Genomic DNA, 20,596 nt, shown 5'->3' on the forward strand with positions numbered 1-20,596 from the left:
GCGGGCCTCGCTCCGGGCGGACCAGTGCCTCCCCGCCTCTGAGAGCAGCTTCAGCCTAGCCGGAGGGTGTGGAGGAGCGCAGTGACGGGGGTCACGTCAAAATCAGGGCCAGGCGGAACAAGGCAGCTCGTAGGCAGACAACCGCCTCGCTCAAATCGAGCGAATGCGAATACCAAAAACGTCATCCTTCGGCCTGGCCCGACTGCTGTCGTCCGCGCGTCCGCCGTGGCGGACTTGCTCCGCCATCTGTCGGGGCCGAAGGATGACAAGAAAGGGATCCGTCGCCAGTTACGCCACCCCATTCCCGCGGCTCTTGGGACAACAAGCGGGTCACTCCCAGCCTAATCTCGAAGATATAATTATTTTCTATCGGGCCTGTTCCACCTTCGCTGCCTCAACTCCTTTCCTTCCAACCGTTTGCGGCCGTCCCGATTCGGGAATCACTTGTCAAGGCCTGTCACTTTAACAATTCCACGCATTTCATTGTAAACATGGACAATAAAGTAACTTTAAGTTTGACGCTTTGGTCCCCTCCAATATGCTATCCTGAACTTAGATAGTGAGGAAAGGACGCGCGGGCCTCTCGCCGCGCTTTTCTGCTGGTTAACCTGTTCCGCCGCCCTTGCGCTCCTACGTGAGACCTCAGTGTCCTTTGTGGTGGGGCGTTCCACTGATTCAATGACTCATTGACCTACTGATTCAATTCACTTCCTTCCTCCTCCCGCCTGACACCTGCTCTTCGCAGAACCAGAAACCTGAAACGAGAAACCAATCATGTCCCTTCGCCTTCCCCCCAAGCTCCAGGGCGAGGCCGCCGAAAGTGTGTTCCTCGCCCGCGCCGTCTCTCTCGGCCTTACCGTCTGCAAGCCCTGGGGCGACAGCGCCAAGTACGACTTCGTCGTCGACAACGGCTGCCGCCTCTTCCGTACCCAGGTCAAGTCCGTCTCCCAGCTCGACGGCGACAGCTACCGCATCACTTCCGGCAGCGGCAACCGCGCCAAGACTCCGTACACCGGCGCCCAGATCGACCTCCTCGCCGCCTACGTCCAGCCCTTCGACACCTGGTACCTGATTCCCGTCGAAGCCTTCACGCCCGCGACGACCATCCGCCTCTGCCCCCACCGCACCAGCCGCCGCAAATTCGAACGCTTCCGCGAGGCTTGGATGTTGCTGCAGGGGTAGGATCGTGCGGAGCAGCCTGCACACAAACTCGGCAACGGCACTTCTTGCCCTGTTTCGTAAAATCTAGAAAGGACCTAATTCTATGGTCGCCACTTCTTATCTGGCCGAAGGCATAGTTCGCTTTCTCGAAGCCGCTCATCAGTCTCTCTCGGATGCGATTCTTCTTTATCGCCACAAGAAATATGCAAGTAGCTGCATTCTGGGCGTGATTGCTGCCGAACACATAGGACAGGCCATTGGACTACGGCATTTACGTTTGTCACCCAGCCTTCCCGAATGTGCCGAGCTTAAACGCAGGCCAAAACATGAGGAACGATTGCGTCGTGCGTTGACTATCATCGAGCACCAACTGCCACAATCGACCAGCCTAGACGACATAGATGCTCTCCTGAGAGCGGCCGAGACATACAAGGGCCGTACACCGAGAAGATTCCACGAATTGAGAACAAGGGCTCAATATGTCGAGCCGTCGGACGACTGCAGTAGTTGGAGCACGCCGACGAGTATTGGGCCCCAAGACGTCTATCACCTTCTACTCAACGTTGGAAACAACTACCGCAATCTGCTGCTCGGACTCTTGCAAGACTCCGAGGTCGAAGCCGAGGTCGTTCGATTGGACCTCCGGCAGACCCTTGAAGCTACAAGCGACATCTGGCCTTGAATCCAGTGCGTCCGCCTATTGCTTATCGCTTATCGCTTATTGCCTATCGCTGGTGAAAACAGCCTCAGGCCCAGTTCTTGCGCTAGCGATGACGACATGACCAGATGACCAGATCGCCGCCCCGGTGTTAGCATTTCCCTTCCTCATTCCAGCCCCGCGCGCGTGTCGCACGGCGCACCTCCCGGAGGACATATGGCAATCAAAGTCGGCATCAACGGATTCGGCCGCATCGGGCGCAACATTTTCCGCACCGCCATCGGCGACAAAGACCTGGAGTTCGTGGCCGTCAACGACCTCACCGACCCCAGGACGCTGGCCCACCTGCTGAAGTACGACTCCATCCTGGGCAATCTGCCCAACGACGTGAAGGCGGGGCAGGACTGCGTGGTGGTGGATGGCCGCAGCACGCGCGTGTTCGCCGAGAAAGACCCGGCCAAGGTGCCGTGGGAGCAGGTCGGGGCGCAGATCGTGGTCGAATCCACGGGGCGCTTCACCAACGCCGATGACGCCAAAAAGCACCTGCGCGGCCCGGTGAAGAAGGTCATCATCTCGGCGCCCGCCAAGAACGAAGACATCACCGTAGTGCTGGGCGTGAACGAGACCGCCTACGATCCGGCCAGGCACCACATCATCTCCAACGCTTCCTGCACCACGAATTGCCTGGCGCCCATCGCCAAGGTGGTGCACGACAACTTCACCATCGTCAGCGGGACCATGACCACCATCCACTCCTACACCAACGACCAGGTGATTCTCGACTTCCCGCACAAAGACCTGCGGCGGGCGCGGGCGGCGGCGCTCTCCATGATCCCGACTTCGACCGGCGCGGCCAAGGCGCTGCACCTGGTGATTCCCGCGCTCAAAGGGAAACTCGACGGCTTCGCCATGCGCGTGCCGACGCCCAACGTGAGCGTCGTCGACCTGGTGGCGTTCGTCGAGAAGAAGACCACCGCGGAAGAAGTGAACGCGGCGATGAAGAAAGCGTCCGAGGCCGGGCCGCTCAAGGGCTACCTGGGCTACGAGGAGGCCGAACTGGTCTCCATGGACTACCGCGGCGACGAGCGCTCCTCCATCGTGGACGCCGCCATGACCCGCGTGGTCGCCGGCAACTGCGTCAAGGTCATCTCCTGGTACGACAACGAGTGGGGCTATTCGTGCCGGGTGAGAGACCTCATTCACTACTTGGCGGGAAAGGGATTGTAAAGAAGCAATCAGCAATCAGCAGTCAGCATTCAGTCAATGCGTCTACGAGGTCAACGTGAAGGACTTTCATGACCTGAAGGTCTGGGAGAAGTCGCATGCGTTTGCCCTTGAAGCCTACTCACTCACAGCAGCATTTCCCGTCGACGAACGCTTCGGTTTGACCGCGCAGATCCGCCGCGCTGCCTCGTCCATACCTGCGAACATTGCCGAAGGCTGCGGGCGAAGTGGAAACGGTGAGTTCTCACGGTTCCTCTATATAGCCATGGGCTCCGCGTGCGAGTTGGAATATCATCTGCTGCTTGCAAGGGACCTGAAACTCATCGACCCGGAAGAATACAAGCGAGGTGTGGCTCGAGTTCTTGAAGTCAAGCGCATGCTCGCTGCCTTGATCTCTAAAGTGAACTCTGAGCGATAGTTGCGCTGTGCATGGGTGCACTGCTGAGTGCTGACCGCTGAATGCTTCGGTTTGGCTGAATGCTGATTGCTGAATGCTGAGTGCTAACAGATAGAGATGCCCAAACTTTCAATCAGAGACTTACCGCTGCAAGGCAAGAGAGTTTTTACCCGCGTCGACTTCAACGTCCCGCTCTCCGACGACGGCAAGGTCGCCGATGACACCCGCATCCGCGAGACCCTGCCCACCATTGACTATGCGCTGCGCCATGGGGCGCGGCTGGTGCTGGCTTCGCACCTCGGCCGTCCCAAGGGCAAGCCCAACCCAAAGATGAGCCTGAAGCCGGCGGCTGAGCGTCTGGCCGAGCTCGACCAGGAGCAGATGTACGCCGCGCACGTGGGTTTTGCGCCGGATTGTGTGGGCGCGGACGTCGAGGCCCTGGTTGCGAAGCTCAAGCCCGGTGAAGCGCTGGTACTCGAGAACCTGCGCTTCCATCCCGAAGAAGAAGCGAACGACGAGAATTTTTCGCGCGCGCTGGCCCGCCTGGCGGATTTCTATGTCAACGACGCCTTCGGCACCGCGCATCGCGCGCACGCTTCGACGGTCGGCATCACGAAGTTCGTCGAGAAATCCGCGGCCGGATTCCTGATGGAAAAAGAGCTGCAATACCTGGGCCGGGCGCTGGAGAGTCCCGAGCATCCGTTCGTCGCCATCCTGGGCGGCGCCAAGGTGTCGGACAAGATCGAGGTCATCCGCAACCTCATCCCCAAGGTGGACGCGCTGCTCATCGGCGGCGGCATGGCCTATACCTTCCTGAAAGCCTCGGGAATCAAGGTCGGCAAGTCGCTGGTCGAGGAAGACAAGCTGGTGCTGGCGCGCAACCTCCTGGCGGAAGCTAACGAGCAGGGCGTGAAGTTCATGCTGCCCGTCGATCACGTCATCGCGGAAAAGATTGACGCAGCGGCGACGACCTCGGTGGTAGGCGAGAGTGGCATTCCCGACGAAAAGATGGGCCTCGATATCGGGCCGGAAACCGTGAGCGCGTTCGTGGCCGAGATCGCCAAGGCCAAGACCATAGTGTGGAACGGACCCATGGGCGTGTTCGAGGTCGCACCCTTCGCCGCCGGCACCATGGCCGTGGCCCAGGCCGTGGCCGCCAACCGCGGCGCAGTTTCCATCGTGGGCGGCGGAGACTCGGTGGCCGCGGTCAAGGCCGCCGGCGTCGCCAACCACATTACGCATATCTCTACCGGCGGCGGCGCGTCGCTCGAGTTCCTGGAGGGCAAGAAACTGCCCGGCGTAGAGGCGCTGACGGACAAGAAATAAGGCTCTAGGCTTTTGGCTTTTGGCTTTTGGCTTTTGGGTGTGGGCTTCTCGCTTACTGCTTACTGCTTATTGCTTATCGCTTGTTACTGAATGCTGATTGCTGACTGCTGAGTGCTGCCCCTTATGCGAACCAAACTGATTGCTGCCAACTGGAAAATGTACAAGACCCCGGCCGAGGCCCAGGCCTTCGTGCGCGACTTTTTGCCGCTCATCGCCGGGCACACCCGGGACGAGATCACGCTGTGCGCGCCCTTCGTCTGCCTGCCGGCCCTGGTCGAAGCCGTGCGCGGAAGTACGTTGGGCGTGGGCGCCCAGGACATGTTCTGGGAAAAAGAGGGCGCCTACACCGGCGAGATTTCAGCCGGGATGCTCACCGCCGTCGGCTGCACCCACGTCATCCTGGGACACTCCGAACGCCGGCAGTACTTCGGCGAGACCGACGACAGCGTGAACAAGAAACTGGAGCGCGCGCTGGAGGCCGGCCTGATCCCTATCGTCTGCGTCGGCGAGGTGACCGAAGAGCGCGAAGCCGGGCTGACCGAGGACGTCCTGCGGCGACAGTGTTCGCGCGCCTTCCGCGGCATCTCCGCGAAAAAAGCCGCGAAGCTGGTGATTGCTTACGAGCCGGTGTGGGCCATCGGGACGGGCAAGACGGCCACTCCGCAACTGGCCTCCGACGCCCACGGCGTCATCCGTCACGAGGCCGCGAAATCCTTCGGCCAAACCTTCGCCGACGGGTTGCGCATCCTCTACGGTGGCAGCGTCAAGCCCGACAACGCCTCTGCCCTGATGGCGGAGCCGGAGATCGACGGCGCACTGGTCGGCGGCGCCTCCCTCGACCCCAGGTCCTTCGCTGCCATTGTGAAGTATTAGCGCGGCCGGCCCGCCGCAGCGCTTTGCTATAATCTCGATGGGAGTGAGTTCTCCCTCTTCCCTCCTCGTGCGTCGCTGAGGCGCGTCCGGTGTGGCACCGTGCGGAAGTGGTGGAATTGGCAGACACACCATCTTGAGGGGGTGGCGCCGAAAGGCATGCGGGTTCAAATCCCGCCTTCCGCACCATGGTGAAGAGCGAGGAATGCCCGAAGATGACTTATGGTGAAGAGTGAAGAATACTAAGGAGAAGGCCGCGAAGACATGATCCTTGCGTTGACCATCGTGCACGTGCTGGTTTGCCTGTTCCTGATCGTGGTGGTGCTGCTGCAGCATGGGAAGAGTGCGGACATCGCGGCGGCCTTCGGGGGCATGGGGAGCCAGACGGCGTTCGGGCCGCGAGGGACGGCTACGCTGCTCTCCAAGGCGACGACGGTGGCGGCCATCGTGTTCCTGCTGACTTCGATCACCCTGACCATGCTGTACACGCGGCAGAGGCCAGGCAGCGGTTCGGTGCTGGAGGGCGAAAAGCCGGCCGCGACAGAGACGCAACCCGCTCCGCCTGCCCAGCAGCCCGCGCAGCAGCCGGCCCAGCCACCGGCGACGCCGCAACAGTAAGCATTTCAGCCGTCAGCACTCAGCAGCCGCCAATCTTCCGTGGTCAGCCAGAAAGGCGCGCTGCGGAAGGTGGCGCGGCCGACTTCCCACCGGGCTCCACAGCGAATGCTGTGGAGCCCGGTGCGTTTGCGTGGGCCTCGAGACGTCTGTTGAGGCCGACGGATACAACGTCAGCGCTGGCGGATGAAGTAGATATCCCGGGTCAGGGTAGCCGCGTCAGTCCAGAGGACATACCGCGTCCACACCACTCCGAGCTTGCCGTCAGGGAAGAAGTAGCTGCCCAGGTAATCGCCGGGCGCTTCGGTGCGATCGGCTGGCGATACCGGATGGTCGGGATCCAGGGATACGAAGCTCTTGGCATCGAACTTCCCGCCTGCATTCCAGGTGCCGCCGGCAACGCTCCAGGCGAAGGTGTTGTCTGGGCGGAAGTAGACGGCAAGTCCGAGCTTCTTGCCGTCGGGCGACACAGCCAGCCAGGCGTATTGGTAGCGGCCACGGACGGGCGTGATCTCCTGGCGGGTCCAGGTCTTCCCCTGGTCGGTTGAGCGGAAGAGGAAGAGACGGTTGGTGTTGGGGATGGCGGAGTCCAGAAGCGGGTTGGCAGGGGGCATTACGTCATCCGAATCCAGGTAAAGGACCCACACCGTGCCGTCCGGGGCTACCTGGATAGAGGGGTAGCTCTGCGTGTCGTCGCCATCGTTGTAGGCGCCCATGACGTAGCGCTGCCAGTTCTGGCCGTCGTCGGTGCTGACGTAGGAATACAGGAGTCCGGCGTCGTTGGTACATGCCGCGTAGACCAGCTTGGAATTCGGCCTGTGGTCGGCGGCGGGCCGGCACCAGCCGGAGTCGGGCAGGATCTTCCCTTCGATATCCCAAGTGATTCCACCGTCGTATGAGGCATGGACTCTGTACCGACCACCATCAATGGCCTTGGTAGCATCGTTGGAGAAGTAGAAGACATGGCCGTTGCCGTGCGCAGTGATCCACGGACGATCGTCGGCTTCCGGCGAAGGAAGGATGGGCCGAGTAAAGTCGAAGAACACCTGTCCCAGGCCGTTGGTGGTCCAGCGAGTGATGGTGATGTCGGCCAGGTAGGTATCCACGAAATAGACGTGGCCGGCGTCGTCATAGGCGAGGTCGCCCTCGTCACCGGGCTGCTGATCTTCGAGGCTGAGCGGAGTGAGCCCAGGCGCGTTGCCCCAAGTCTGGCCGTTGTCCAGGGACAACCACATCCAGGACATGCTGCGGAGGCCGTCCGGAGAGTTCGGGTCCGGGGAGATGACCAGCTCGATATTCTCTTTGTGGGCAGTCGCGAAGGCATTGCCATACTTGTCGACCAACAGAGTGGGTTCATAGCCATGGCCGTTCTCGGGGGTGACCCGGACGGGAGCGCCCCACTTCTTGCCGGGTCCGGGCAGAAAGACCGGAGGAGGCGTGCCGCCCGTCGTAGTCGTGACTTGGAGGCTGGCGCCGTAGCCCTGCGGCAGGACGTTGGCGAAACCGCAGACGAGGACGCGATAGTCGCCGGCGGGGAGGTTGCTGACGGTCACCGTCTCCTGCGGATCGCCGCCGTCGCTGGAGCCAATATCTCCATCAGGACCGACCACGGTCAAGATGAGATCGTTGGTTGCGGTGTCGCCTGAGCTGGGATTCCATGTGATCTTGAACGTGAACACAGCGTTGATGGACTCGTAAGTACCGGGCAGGACGTTTACCGTGACGACATGCTGGTCGACGGGTGAAGAGGAAACCGGCGAACAGGTACTGGCGGGGTTCGCGCCCGGCAATACCTCGCCTGTCCAAGCATCGGTGACCGTCGAACCGGCGGTCGTGGGAACGGTGACGGTACTGGCCGGCGGGGTGGACGCTGAGGCCGGCACGATAAGCGCAAATGCGGCCACGAGGGTCAGGGCAGGAAGACAGCGTGTGGACGTGATGGGGCGCCGCCTCAGGAGCGGGTGCTGCGTGCGGCCCCAATACAACTTTCCGGCGTAGGTGTGAAATCCCAATAGGGAGGACATAGCGTTGGCTCCACATGTGTGAGATGAATGGTGGTGCTACTACTATGCTTTTTGGTTGCCGACAGGGCATAAATGGTTGTGTGGTAACTATGGGTCCGGATAGCAGGACAGGCCGAAACCGTAACCTTATTGCTATGAATGCCTTAGCTTCGCCAAAGGAGCTTCCGGCTGAGGTTGCGACGGCGCGGGGAGCACCAGGAAACAGTGCACAACCCGGGGAGAGCATTGCTCCGGCGGGACTCGCGGGTTAGTATTCGAACTACGGAATGTAGTTGCACGAATACCAGGGGAAGGATGAGCCGGCGGGCAAAAAAGGCGAAGCCAGCGAAGGCGGGAACCGCGGGGGGCGCGGCATCCAGCCGGGACAGGTTGCGGCAAGCCGCCAAGACGCTGTTCGCGGAGCGGGGATATGAGGCCACGACGACGGCCGCCATCGCGCGCATGGCGGGTACCAGCCAGTCACAGCTCATCAAGCATTTCGTAGACAAGCAGGGAGTGCTGGCGGCCATCTTCCAGGACGCCTGGGAAAGGATCAACCCGGCGCTGCGGCTGGCCCTGGGGAGCATCGCCTCGCCACGGGAAAGGATGCGCGTACTACGGGACATGGTGCTGAGCTTCCTGGAACAGGACGAGGCCTTGCGCAAGCTGATGCTGCTGGAGGCCCGGCGGGTGCGGGGCGACGGACACATGACGGTGCTCGTGCCGGGGTTCCTGGAATTCATCGGCATCGTGGATGGCGTGCTGGAGGAGATGGCCGCGGGGGGAGAACTCGACCCGCGGCTGCCGCCCCAGGCAGTACGTTCTGCGTTGATGGGAACCTTCGAGGGTCTGCTCCGCGACCGGCTGCTGGCGGAGACTTCGGGCTTCCCTGCCGCTTACACGGAGACGGACATGCGCAGCGTGTTCCAGACCTTTCTGGCTTCGGTGGTGAGGAAGTAGGACAGCACTTGGCAATCAGCCCTTAGCATTCAGCCGTTCCACGTCCGGTTTCAGTCTTCAGTCGTCCGTCTTCAGACTTCAGCCATGTGTGCCTTCCCTACAGGCAACCGGCACGATTGAGCGCGGCGAAGGACGCGGCGCAATTATCATGAAGACATGATCCACGAGATCCTGCCGGTGGGGCCGTTGCAATGCAATTGCTCGATCGTGGGCGATGAGGGCACGCGCGAAGCCATGGTCATCGACCCGGGCGATGACATCGAAGACATCCTTGCGGTCGTGAGCCGTCATGGATTGACGGTGAAGCAGATCGTCATCACGCACGCGCACATCGACCACATCGGCGGCGCCATGAAGCTCAAGGCGGCGACGGGAGCGCCGGTGCTGATGAACCAGAACGACCACGCCATCCTCAACCTGCTGCAAGAGCACGCGCGCTGGCTGGGCATGAAGCCGCCGGGGAAGGTGGAGACCGACGCCGGCCTGGAAGATGCGGCCACGGTGCGGGCGGGCGGCATCAGGGCCGAGGTGATGCACACGCCGGGACACACCGAGGGCAGCGTGTGCCTGTACATCCCGGAAGAGAAGACCTTGATTGCGGGCGATACGCTGTTCGCGGGGAGCATCGGGCGGACGGACCTGCCGGGCGGGTCGTCGCGCAAGATCATGGAGTCGCTGCGCGAGCGGGTGATGAAGCTGCCGGACGAGACGCTGGTGGTGCCGGGGCACGGACCGCTGACCCAGATCGGACGCGAGCGGGAGACGAATCCGTTCGTGTTGGGGCTGGTGAGGTTGTAAGCGCGCGTCAACCCACGTCTGCGCCGAACAGCGTGGCGCAGACATGGGCACCGTCGGCTCTAACCGCTGAGGACACAGAGGAACACGGAGCCCACCCTATCGCTCCAACAGCGGGAGCGATAAGGGTGGGGCACCCCCGAACTTAGGTAGCAGGTCGCAGGTGTCGGGTCGCAGGCAGACACTTCCCTCACGTCTGAGCCGAACAGCGTGGCGCAGACATGGGGCACCGTCGGCGCTAGCCACAGAGGACAACAGAGGAACACGGAGCCCACCCTATCGCTCCAACAGCGGGAGCGATAAGGGTGGGGCACGCTCCTCGATTTGGTGATTTTCCACTTGTACCCAGAATAATTTCCAGAAGACGTCAACACCAAAGGAAGCCCTCAGCAGCCATGAGATTGTCAGCAGGGTGTCAGGAAAACAGCCGGTCGGCGGCGCGTTCGAAGGCGGAGAGGGCCTGGGCGTCGAAAAGGACGAAGCGGACGAGTTCGATCTGCTTGTGCTCACTCTGTCCCTGGGAGGCAAGGAAGTCACGGACGGTGGTGAGGGCGATGGGGGCGGCTTCATCGAGGGGGTAGCCGTAAGCGCCGGTGGAGATGGCGGGAAAGGCGACGGAGCGCAGGCCGTGGCGCGCGGCCAGCTCGAGCGCGTTGCGGTGGGCGGCGGCGAGCAGCTCGGCGTCGCGCGGGCGACGGCCGTAGACCGGGCCGACGGCGTGGATGACGTAGCGGGCCTTCAGCCGATACCCCTTGGTGATGCGGGCCTCGCCGGTGGGACATCCGCCGAGCACGCGGCACTCGGCGAGCAGCTCCGGGCCGGCGGCGCGGTGGATGGCGCCATCGACGCCGCCGCCTCCGAGCAGCGAAGTGTTGGCGGCGTTGACAATGGCGTCTACGTCCTGATGGACGATGTTGCCCTGGAGGAGGTCGATGGTGGCGGAGCCGATCCGATAGGACATGGGGATTGATTCATTTTCTCATTTGTTCATTCGCTCATTGGGAAACAGTGAGATTCCAGTTGGAAAGGCTGGACCACAAAGGACACGAAGGCAACCCCACGTCTGCGCCGAACAGCGTGGCGCAGACATGGGGCACCGTCGGAGATAACCACAGAGGACACAGAGGAACACGGAGCAAAAGCCTCCCACCCTGTCGCTCCAACACGGGGAGCGACGAGACGGGCTAAGGGGTGACGCTCTCGTAAACCTTGAGAATCTTGGGCGAGACGAGGCGGTTGTCCGGAGCCTTGAAGCCGGCGGTCTTCTTGGCCACCTTGAAGTGGTCATTGGCTTCGTTGATGAGGCGGCGCTCGTCGGAGCGCTCACCGTTGAGGTAATAGCGGGTGAGCTTGGTCACGCCCAGGTAGAACTGGCTGAGCGCGGTCTTGGAACCGTTGAACTCGAGGTAGTCGCGGATGTGGACTTCGGCCTGGTCGTACTTGCCCTGATAGAACTCGCCGATGGCGCGAGCCAACATGACGTCCGCCTCGGAAGTGGCCTTGGGAGCCTGTTGCCCTTCCTCCTTGGGCAAGGTTTCGAGGGCCAGACGAGCCTGGCGGTTACTGGGGTCGGTGCCGAGGATTGCCAGGTACTTGCCGCGGGCGGCGGCGATGTTGCCGGCGGCTTTGGCAGCTTCCGCTTCGCGCATGAGCTTGGCGGTGTCGATGGTCGGGCGGGCGGGCTCCTTGACGGCGGCTTCAACCACACGGCTGGGCGTGGGACCCGGGGGCGCAGAGGTGACGGGCGGGCGCGTCGCGGTGGCGGTGGTGGCGACCGGAGGCGCAGTCGTAGTGGGCGTGGGAGCCGAGGCCCTGGCGAGTTCGGCCTGCATACGCGAGGCTTTGGCGCGGGGGTCGCCGGGGCCATCGGGCTTGATGGTGGCGGCGTCGTTATAGGACTGAAGCGCGCCGCGGAAATTGCTGGCGGAAGCGAGGCGGTCTCCCTCGCCCATGGCCTGCTCGTACTCGCGAATCTTGTTGAGGTAGTTCCGGGCTTCGCTCTCGCGGCGACCGCTGATCTGGCCGAAGAGGCTGCGGGCGGAGTTGAAGTCGTTGCGCGTGTAAGCGCCGACGGCGTCGTCGAACCTGGCGCTCATGGCGGATTCGTTGGCTTCCGCCGCCTTGGCGGCCTTAGCGGCGGGGATACGGCTGGAGAGATACTGGCGGGCTTCCTCCAGGCGCGGACCACCGCGGATGTTGCGGAACTTCTGCTCGGCGTCGTCCCAGCGGCCGGCGTTGAAGGCGGCCACGCCTTCCTGGAATCGGTCCTCGTTGCGCTTGCGCTCGCGCTCGGCCTCCTGCTTCATGACGTTGCAGTTCATCTGCGCGTCCTTGTACTTGGCGTCCATGCCCGCGAGTTGGCAGTAGAGGCGGGCGGCGTCCTCGACCTTGCCGGCGGAAGCAGCGGCCTGGGCCTGCTTGTAGAGGTCGTCCTTCTTGTCGGCAAAGGCAGAGAGGGGCACGAGCAGAAGCAGGGCCAGAGCCAGCCAGGAGAGGCGGCAATCAGTAGGTTCTGAGGATCTGTTCCACATCGATGGCCTCGAAGACGGGCGTGTAGCTGCCCGGGGATTCTTCGCTCACGGTAAGAGTTTCCGACTTTTCGACGCCGCTGGGACCCGCGACCACGACCTTGTACTCGCCCGGGGGCACACGGAGGCGGAGAGGGGTGTGGGTTTCGGCGGGCAACTGCACGGCTTCGCCGTCGCCGTTGGTGACGCTTTTCACCGTACCCCAAGGTACGGCATTGATTTCCATGTAAGCCGTGGCCTCGACCGGTCCCTTGCGCAGGGCGAAGTAGGCGCCCACAGCCAGCACCAGCACGACGACGACGCCGATAGCGCCATACATCAGCATGGGCGAGCGCGCCGGGGCGGGCGGAGGAACCGGCGGACGGGCGAGGGGCGGCTGAGGAATGGAGGGCGCACGAGCGGGCGCGGGGCGGCCACGGGCGGGAGCGGCAGGAGCTTCCACCTCGGCGGAGCCGGCGACCATGGTCTGGCCGGCTTCGGCGGAGCCGGCGACGATGGTCTTACCGAGTTCGACCTCCTTCTGCATGCGGGAGGCGCCACTGGAGGCGTCCTTGCGCAAAGACTCCCATTGGGTGCGCAGCTCGGGAGGCGCGGCGGGAGCGAGGTCGGCAACGGCATCGAGACCCTTGAGTGCGGCGGCATACTGGCGGCCGAGCAGGAGGGCGCGGGCGTCGCGGACGGCTTTTTCCAGCGCGGTCTTGGCGATGGAGGCGCGCTTGGCCTCGAGGTCGGCGATGGCCTGCTTGAGCTCCGGAGTCTCACCGTAGGTCTTCTTGCAGGCCTCGAGAATCTTGACGGCGTTGGAGAAGTCGCCCTTGGTGGCGGATTCGCGGGACTTTTCGATGGCGCCGGAAACGCCCTTGATCTGGTCCTGCTCGGTGCGGGCCTTCTCCAGCAGAGCGGTAAAGGCATTGGAACGGGCAAAAGACTTGGGCTGCTTTTCGAGAAAGCTGACGGCCTCGTCGACGTTGCGGGCCTCCAGCAGACGCTTGGCGCGGGTGACGGCACCCTCGACCTTCTTGTTGAAGTCTTCGAAGCGGCGCTTGGCCTCGACGAGGACGACCTTGAGCTCCTCGTCGGGGGTGTCCTTCATGGTGGCTTCGAGGACGGAGACGGCGCGCTCGAATTCCTCGTCGTTGATGAGGCGGGTGGCCTCCTCGGCGGCGGCCTCGATCTTGCGGCGGCGGGCCTGGGTGACAGCTTCGTCGCGGGCGAACTGCAGCAGGTCGTTGATCTCGGCGGAGCCTTCGACCTCGTCCTGGGCTTCCTCCAGGATCTTGACGGCAGCGGCGTAATCCTTCTTGCCAATGGCCTTGCGGGCCTCGGCGATGAACTCGTTCTTGCGCTGCTCGGCCTTTTCGCGCTCGGCGGAGTCGCGGACGACGGCCAGCAGGGACTGCAAACGGCGCTCGCCCGGAGCCTTCTGCACCGCCTTTTCCAGCACGGCCAGAGCCTCGGCCTGCTTGCCGGCGGCCACCAGCTTGTTGGCTTCGGCGACCTGCTCATCCACGAACTTCTTGCGGTCGGCGGTCTCTTTCTGCTTGTCGGCCAGGGCCTTGAGCTTGAGCAGGGCGGGATCGCTGGGGAACTTCTGCAGGGCGGCGTTGGCCTGCTCGGAGGCCTGGGCATATTGCTCGCGGTTGAGCAGGTCCTGGATCTCGGTGCTGAGCTTTTCCAGGTCGCGGCGGCGCTGCTCCTGCTCGCGGCCGCTGGAGGCAAGGTTCTTGAGGGCATGGACCTCGGGACTGGCGGGATCGATCTGCTCGGCCTTGGTGAGGACCTCAAAGGCGGAGGTAAACTTGCGCCCGGAGATGGCCTTGCGGGCCTCCTCCAGGTATCCCTGCACCTGCTTCTGGCGTGATTTCTCCTGCAGTTCCTTGCTGACGGCGGCATGCAGGGCCTTGGCCTGGGTGTTATCGGGGTCGGCGGCCAGAACCTCCTGGAGGGCCCTGGCGGCGGCTTCGAGGTCGCCATCATGCTGGGCGGCTTCGGCGCGAGCGAGAGCTTCATCGACCTTCTTCTTCCTGTCGCGAGCGGCCTGGATCTCGTCGCGGAGGTTGCGCAGCTCGGTGTTGGCCTTGTCGAGGGTGATGGCCTGTTCGAGGTAGCTGATGGCGTCGTCGAATTGCTTCTGCTGGAGGGCGTCCTCGGCGTGGGCGCGAAGCTGCTTGATCTGCTCGCCGCGAGCCTGGCGCTGCATGCGGGTCTGCACTTCGTGCATGAGCTCGCGAGCGACGGAATGCTGCGTGTCCACGCGCAAGACCTGCTGCAGCAGCTCCTTGGCCTTGGAGAATTCGCTGCGCTCGAGAGATTCCTTGGCCTTGTTGACGTACTCGCTCACCATCTGCTTCTTGAGCGATTCCTGCACGCGGCTGAGGTCAAAGGCGAAGTCCTCGGCGGTGGCGTAGCGCTCCTCGCGGTCCTTGGCGAGAGCACGGTGCAGGCACTCTTCCAGCTCCGGCGGGTAGACGGGCAGGTAGTTCTTCAGCGGGGGCGGGGGCTCGTGAATGATCTTGAGGAGGGTGGAGGCGGTGTCCTTGCCATCGAAGGGAAGCTTGAAGGTGAGCAGTTCGTAGAGCATGACGCCGCAGGAGAAGACGTCGGTGCGGCCGTCGACAACCTGGGCGTTGATCTGCTCCGGCGACATGTAGGTGATGGTGCCCACCACCTGGCCGGTGCGGGTGAGCGAAGCGTCGCCCATGCGGGCGATACCGAAGTCCACGATCTTGACGGCGCCGTCGCGGAGGATGATGAGGTTGCCGGGCTTGATGTCGCGGTGGACGATGCCTTTCTGGTGGGCGTAGCTCAGGCCGTTGAGCGCCTGGATGATGTAGTCGAGCTTCTGGACCAGAGAGACTTCGCGGCGGGAGGCGATGACCTTGTCGAGGGCCTCGCCCTCGAGGAACTCCATGACCAGGTAGGGGTTGCCTTCGTGCTCGCCCAAGTCGTAGACGATGACGATGTTGGGATGCTGCAACATCGCCGTGGCCCGGGCCTCGCGGTAGAAGCGCTTGAGCAGGTCGGGGTTTTCCGCAAAGCCACCGGTCATCATCTTGATGGCGACGGTGCGGTCGATCATGGGATCCATGGCCTTGTAGACCACACCCATGCCGCCCTTGCCGAGAACCTCCAGCACCTCGTACTTGCCGACTTTTTGGACCGGCGGAGCCATGGTTACTCGGTCACCTTCAGCATCTGGCCGCCCATAAGAACGACGGCGCCGACGGGGACGGGAGCGGTGCCGCGCACGCGCAGGAACGAGCCGTTGCGGCTGCCCAGGTCCTCGATGAAGAAGTCCTCGCCGCGCTGGTAGAGCTTGGCGTGCTGGCCGCTCATGAAGCCATCGTCGGGGAAAATGTAGGTACCGCGGTTGCGGCCGAGAATGATCTCCTCGTCATTCAGGGGGAAGCGGACGCTCTCATCGGGGCCGGTGGCGGTCATGCGGACCAGCTCGGCCACGGGCTCTTTCAGGATGGAAGCCATGTTCATGATGGTGGTGCCGGTGGCGGCGGCGGTCTGCATGGCTTCGGTCTTCTCGCGGAACTGCAGCATCTGACGGCCGGTGAGGATGACGTCGCCGTCCTGCAAGGTGTAGGTGGCGACGAGGCGCACGAAGACGCCGGGGCCGTTGGACAGGTCCTCGACAAAGAGCTGGCCGCGCTCGTAATAGAAGCGGCCGTGCAGAGGGGCCATCTGGGCGTCGTTGGAAAAGGTGACATCGCCCTGGTTGCGGCCGACCATGAGCTTGCCGTCCTTGAGCGGATACTCGGCGCCGACGGTGCCGTCGCGCTTGATGTGAAGCAATTTGAACTTGGGCACCACCATGTGGGCCTTGACCACGGTAGTGACGGCGGTGTGAGCCACGGTGGTGCGGGCGTGCGAGACCTCGTTCCACAGCACCTCGTAGAGGTCGCGGTCGCCTTCCTTACCCTTGAGAGCGAAACGCCCGAGGTGGACGATGTTGAACTCGCGGCTGGAGGCGACCTGCTGCTGCATGGTGTCGGAGATGACAATCTGCTCGGGCTGGGCGACGCTCTCGACGCGGGAGGCGACATTGACGACGTCGCCGAAGACGTCGTTGGACTTCACGATGCCCAAGCCATAATTCAGCCCGATGCGGATGAAGACGTGGTCCTGGGGCGGCTTGGGGGCGTTGAACTCGATGAGCTGCTTCTGCATCTTGACGGCGGCGCGAATGGACTGCTGGCAGTCCTCGAAGGTGGCCATGATGGCGTCGCCGATGGTCTTGACGACGCGGCCGCCGTGGGCCTCCACAATGGCGCGCAGCTCCTCGTTGCACTGGTGGACCATCATCAGGCCGGCCACGTCGCCGTACTTTTCAAAGTAGGCGGTGGAGCCCTTGATGTCGGTGAACATCACGGTGATGTTGCGGCGGAACTTTTCCAGCTCGGCCAGCAGGTCCGACTGGCCGCGCGCCGCACTAATGATCTGGGTGACGCTGTTCGACATAACCTCTCGCACGCGTCCCCATCGGGGATGGTGCCAACCCTGTTGCCTCCGACGCCTCAGGCCTGGCTACAGAAGCCTCTCCCTCTGGGCGCACTACCTTGCACACCCGGGCGTTAGCGTGTCACCGAGCGGCTCGGGCATCCCAGGAGGTAGCCGGATTGCACAGTACAGTAGCACGGAAAGCACTCACAGGAAAGCAGTTTTCAGACTCCAAAGTAACGAGGGCGGCCATTACCGGCACCACCAGTAACCATTGTGTTGCAACAAGTTGCAGGGACTAGGAGGAGGCGGACAGGTGCGCGAGCGTGCGTCGCAGGCCCTCGGCAAAAATGTCCGGCGGGGTGAGAAGGCTGAGGACGAGATGGCCTTCGGAGGGGAAATCGTAGAAATGGCCGGGATGGAGCAGCACTCCATGGCGGCCGAGCAGGGCGAGCGCCAGGTCTTCGTCCGGCTGGTGGGCGGGAACGCGAAGCACGACGTACCAACCGCCCTCCAGCTCCAGCCGCTGTACCAGGCTCTGGGCGGCGAGGCGGCGGTCGAGTTCGTCCAGATTCGTCGTCAGCCGCGGGCGAGCCTGAGCGAGGAACCTGTGGCGCGTCTCGAGCAGGTGCGGCAGGGCGAGCAGGATGGGAGTGCTCATCGAAAGATACGTGTCGGCGATGACTTCGAGGCGATCCAGAGCGGGACGGGCCAGGCCGGGCGGACCGCTGATCACCACCCAGGCGACCTTCATCTGCGGCAAGCCGGCCAGCTTGGAGAGCCCACTCAACGTGAAGGTGAGCGCCGCGGTTTGAGTGGCGAAGCTGCGTGGCGCGGCGGAGGTCAAGGGAAAGTCCAGAAACACTTCGTCGGCAATGAGCGCGAGGCCGCGGTCGGCACAGAGGCGGGCGAGGTATTCGGCCTCGGCCGGCGGGACGAAGCTGCCGGTCGGATTGTTGGGGTGAACGACAACCAGCGCGCGGGTGCGGGACGACAAGGCCGATTCGAGCGCGTGCCGGTCGAGGTGCCAGCCGTGGTCGTAGAAGAGCGGGTAGGGCGTGAGACGGACGTCCTGGAGGCCGGCCAGGAACTCGAACAGCGGATAACTGGGACGCGGGATGAGCACTTCGTAATCCGGGTCACAGAGCAGGCGGAAGAGAAAGGAATACGCTTCGCTGGTGGAGGTGGTGAGCAGGATGCGGTCCGCCGAGACCTCTTCGCCGCGATCGCGATAGTAACCGGCAACGGCTTGGCGGGCGGAGAGCAATCCGAGGGGCTCGGGACGGTAGTCGAGAGAAGCGGGCTGGGCGAGCGCCGCCAGGATGGCAGGCTGATCGTATTCAAAGCCGCAACGCGCAGGGTTGGACTCGGTGAGGTCCAGGACTTCCCTGCCCAGGCGGCGGGCGTCGGCCAGCGCCACCGCAAGGCGGTTGGAGGAGAGATCCCATGCGGTGCGGAGAGCGAACACGTCGGGAACTGTACTACGAGCAGGAAAGCCGGGCCAGACCGGGAAGGTCATCCTGCGACTGGAGCCCCGGCCGGCAAGTGCTACCGAGGAGAGGTAGAGAGGACTACAGTATCCAACGCCAGAATGGTGTGCAACAGGACGTCGGCGCCCTGGGCGATCTGGTCCCAGCGGCTGAACTCACGCGGGGAGTGGCTGATGCCGCCGACGCTGGGCACGAAGATCATGCCCATGGGGCCGAGGCGGGCCATCATCTGGGCGTCGTGGCCGGCGCCGCTGGGCAGACGCGTGTGCCGCAGGCCGAGAGAGTCGGCGGCTTGCTCGATGGCCCTCTGCACGGCGGGTGTAGCCAGAGCGGCCTCGTGGTGGCTGGCGAGCTTCATGTCGATTTCCGTGCCGGTGCGGGTGGCGATAGCGCGAGCGGCGCCGCGAACGCTCTCCGCCAGGCGCGCGATCTTCTCGCCGGAGAGGTCGCGGAGTTCGACGGTGAGACGTACACGGCCGGGAATGACGTTGGGCGCGTTGGGCTCGACCAGAAGCCGACCCACGGTGCCCACCTGGCGGCCGGGCTCGGAGCGCACGATGCGGTTGACTTCGAGGGCCAGTTCGCTGGCGGCCAGCAGGGCGTCTTTCCGACCGGGCATGGGTGTAGTTCCGGCGTGGTTGGCGAAACCGCGGATTTCGACGTCATAGTGGTCGATGGCCACGATGCCTTCCACAATGCCGATGGGAATACCGGCCTGGTCGAGCGTCCCGCCCTGCTCGATGTGCAGCTCGAGATAGCAGTGGAAAGAACCGGGCTTCCGCTGCGCTTCGGCGATGCGCTCGGGAGCGCCGCCGACCTTGCGGATGGCATCGGCGCGGGCCACGCCGTTCCAGACTTCTTCAAGTTCGCCGGGCATGAGCTGGCCGGCAGCGGCGCGGCTGCCGTCGAGACCTTTGCCGTAGGCGACGCCTTCTTCGTTCGCCCAGATGACCACTTCAAGAGGATGGCGGGTGGTCTTCCCTGCTTCCCGCAGCGTGTGCGCGACCTCGATGGACGACATGGAACCGACGTCCCCATCGAAGTTGCCGCCATTGGGGACGGAATCGATGTGCGAGCCGAAAAGGATGGGCGGCAGCGCGGCGTCGGTTCCGGCGCGGCGGGCCAGGATGTTGCCGGCGGGGTCGATGCGGGGCTCGAGACCGGCGGCGCGCATCTGGTCCATGACCCAGGCGCGGGCAGCGACGTCGGCGTCCGAATACCCGAGGCGGCTGACGCCATCGGCGAAGCTGCCGCCCTCGGGACGACCAAAGATGCTAAGAGCCTCCAAGCGCCGGCGCAGGCGTCCAGGGTTCACCCGGAGGTCTGTGTCTGGCGGCCAAGCGAAACTTCCTGCAGGTGTGGCTAGAGCGGTGGCTGTTATTCCGTACAAGAACTCCCGGCGGGTAGGCACGGCGGCGATTGTAACAAGCCGTCCGCAGTCAGCAATCAGCATTCAGCAAGAGCTCAACCACAAAGGACACGAAGGAAGCACGAAGGAGACTTTCCTGTTTTCCAAAACAGAATGAGGCCGGACGGTACTGCTCGTGCGATGGTCTGGTATAGTGGGCGAACTTTCGACAAGGAGAGCAAAAGACACATGGCGCGCAGCGTGAACAAGGCGATCCTGCTGGGGAACCTGGGGCGCGATCCGGAAGTTAAATACACGCCGAACGGCACGGCGGTGGCCCGCTTCACCGTGGCCACGAACGAGCGCTACAAGGACAAGAGCGGCCAGTGGCAGGACCGCACGGAGTGGCACAACGTGGTGGCCTGGCAGCGGATGGCGGAGATTGCCGGCGAATACCTGAAGAAGGGGCGCTCGGTGTACATCGAGGGGCGCATCCAGACGCGCTCCTGGGACGACAAGCAGACCGGCCAGAAAAAATACATGACGGAAATCGTGGCCAGCGACCTCGTACTGCTGGGCGGCCGTGAGGCGGGCGGCGAAGGACGGTCGCGCGGCGGCGACGAGATGGATCAGCGCGCTCCGGAACCCGCGGCGGCGCCGGGACCGGAGATTACGGACGAAGATATTCCGTTCTGAAAGCAGCTACTAGCTGCTGGCTTCTAGCTACTGGCTCCTAGCTCTTGGCTCTTGGCTTTTGGCTCTTAGACTTTAC

Annotated in this window: 17 protein-coding genes and 1 tRNA gene; 11 read left to right on the forward strand and 7 right to left on the reverse strand. The window is 63.5% G+C overall.

From position 1 onward, the window contains the following. The first annotated feature begins 774 nt into the window (after positions 1-774). The 8 genes from VNK82_03945 (at position 775) to secG (ending at position 6,254) form a co-directional block, all read left to right on the forward strand. Entirely contained in the window at positions 775-1,182 is a 408-nt protein-coding gene (locus VNK82_03945; protein HXE90098.1) for a group I intron-associated PD-(D/E)XK endonuclease, read from the forward strand. An 82-nt stretch (positions 1,183-1,264) separates the two neighbouring features. Further along, positions 1,265-1,843 carry an AbiV family abortive infection protein gene (locus VNK82_03950; GenBank protein HXE90099.1) on the forward strand — a complete coding sequence of 193 codons (579 nt, stop codon included), beginning with the start codon at positions 1,265-1,267 and terminating at the stop codon, positions 1,841-1,843. A gap of 192 nt (positions 1,844-2,035) precedes the next feature. Beyond that, the gene (gap, locus tag VNK82_03955) at positions 2,036-3,046 is read left to right on the forward strand and encodes a type I glyceraldehyde-3-phosphate dehydrogenase (GenBank protein HXE90100.1); all 1,011 of its coding nucleotides are present in this window, start codon (positions 2,036-2,038) and stop codon (positions 3,044-3,046) included. 55 nt (positions 3,047-3,101) lie between these two features. Next, positions 3,102-3,461 (forward strand): four helix bundle protein, encoded by a 360-nt coding sequence (locus VNK82_03960; GenBank protein ID HXE90101.1) that lies wholly within the window; start codon positions 3,102-3,104, stop codon positions 3,459-3,461. A gap of 96 nt (positions 3,462-3,557) precedes the next feature. Next, positions 3,558-4,766 carry a phosphoglycerate kinase gene (locus VNK82_03965; protein HXE90102.1) on the forward strand — a complete coding sequence of 403 codons (1,209 nt, stop codon included), beginning with the start codon at positions 3,558-3,560 and terminating at the stop codon, positions 4,764-4,766. A 123-nt stretch (positions 4,767-4,889) separates the two neighbouring features. Continuing rightward, positions 4,890-5,639 (forward strand): triose-phosphate isomerase, encoded by a 750-nt coding sequence (tpiA, locus tag VNK82_03970; protein HXE90103.1) that lies wholly within the window; start codon positions 4,890-4,892, stop codon positions 5,637-5,639. A gap of 101 nt (positions 5,640-5,740) precedes the next feature. Next, positions 5,741-5,825: transfer RNA gene (locus tag VNK82_03975), tRNA-Leu, on the forward strand. Between the two features lie 75 nt (positions 5,826-5,900). Beyond that, positions 5,901-6,254, forward strand: coding sequence for a preprotein translocase subunit SecG (gene secG, locus VNK82_03980; protein HXE90104.1), 354 nt, complete (start codon positions 5,901-5,903; stop codon positions 6,252-6,254). A 170-nt stretch (positions 6,255-6,424) separates the two neighbouring features. On the opposite strand, the gene VNK82_03985 is transcribed toward secG, so the two are convergent. Further along, entirely contained in the window at positions 6,425-8,155 is a 1,731-nt protein-coding gene (locus VNK82_03985; GenBank protein ID HXE90105.1) for a hypothetical protein, read from the reverse strand. Between the two features lie 489 nt (positions 8,156-8,644). Between VNK82_03985 and VNK82_03990 the strand changes: the two genes are divergently transcribed. Both VNK82_03990 and VNK82_03995 read left to right on the forward strand, forming a co-directional pair. Next, positions 8,645-9,214, forward strand: a complete 570-nt coding sequence (locus VNK82_03990; protein HXE90106.1) for a TetR/AcrR family transcriptional regulator — start codon at positions 8,645-8,647, stop codon at positions 9,212-9,214. Positions 9,215-9,370: 156 nt separating this feature from the next. Beyond that, positions 9,371-10,012 (forward strand): MBL fold metallo-hydrolase, encoded by a 642-nt coding sequence (locus VNK82_03995; GenBank protein ID HXE90107.1) that lies wholly within the window; start codon positions 9,371-9,373, stop codon positions 10,010-10,012. A 412-nt stretch (positions 10,013-10,424) separates the two neighbouring features. Here VNK82_03995 and VNK82_04000 read toward each other — a convergent pair whose 3' ends face one another. The 6 genes from VNK82_04000 to VNK82_04025 all read right to left on the reverse strand — a co-directional run bounded on the left by VNK82_04000 (position 10,425) and on the right by VNK82_04025 (position 19,929). After that, entirely contained in the window at positions 10,425-10,970 is a 546-nt protein-coding gene (locus VNK82_04000; GenBank protein HXE90108.1) for an O-acetyl-ADP-ribose deacetylase, read from the reverse strand. A 223-nt stretch (positions 10,971-11,193) separates the two neighbouring features. Further along, positions 11,194-12,471 carry a hypothetical protein gene (locus VNK82_04005; protein HXE90109.1) on the reverse strand — a complete coding sequence of 426 codons (1,278 nt, stop codon included), beginning with the start codon at positions 12,469-12,471 and terminating at the stop codon, positions 11,194-11,196. Positions 12,472-12,511: 40 nt separating this feature from the next. Next, positions 12,512-15,709 carry a protein kinase gene (locus VNK82_04010; protein ID HXE90110.1) on the reverse strand — a complete coding sequence of 1,066 codons (3,198 nt, stop codon included), beginning with the start codon at positions 15,707-15,709 and terminating at the stop codon, positions 12,512-12,514. A gap of 2 nt (positions 15,710-15,711) precedes the next feature. After that, on the reverse strand, positions 15,712-17,007 hold the full coding sequence (locus tag VNK82_04015; GenBank protein HXE90111.1) for an adenylate/guanylate cyclase domain-containing protein: 1,296 nt from the start codon (positions 17,005-17,007) through the stop codon (positions 15,712-15,714). Between the two features lie 277 nt (positions 17,008-17,284). Next, on the reverse strand, positions 17,285-18,454 hold the full coding sequence (locus VNK82_04020; GenBank protein HXE90112.1) for a pyridoxal phosphate-dependent aminotransferase: 1,170 nt from the start codon (positions 18,452-18,454) through the stop codon (positions 17,285-17,287). A gap of 80 nt (positions 18,455-18,534) precedes the next feature. Then, positions 18,535-19,929: a Zn-dependent hydrolase gene (locus VNK82_04025; protein HXE90113.1), complete on the reverse strand. Its 1,395-nt coding sequence runs from the start codon at positions 19,927-19,929 to the stop codon at positions 18,535-18,537. Positions 19,930-20,073: 144 nt separating this feature from the next. On the opposite strand from VNK82_04025, the gene VNK82_04030 reads away from it, so the two are divergent. Continuing rightward, a complete protein-coding gene (locus VNK82_04030) occupies positions 20,074-20,520 on the forward strand; it encodes a single-stranded DNA-binding protein (protein ID HXE90114.1) in 447 nt (148 codons plus the stop codon). Positions 20,521-20,596: the final 76 nt, after the last annotated feature.

Source organism: Terriglobales bacterium (genome assembly GCA_035573675.1).
In the GTDB taxonomy this organism is placed as follows: Bacteria; Acidobacteriota; Terriglobia; order Terriglobales; family Acidobacteriaceae; genus DATMAB01.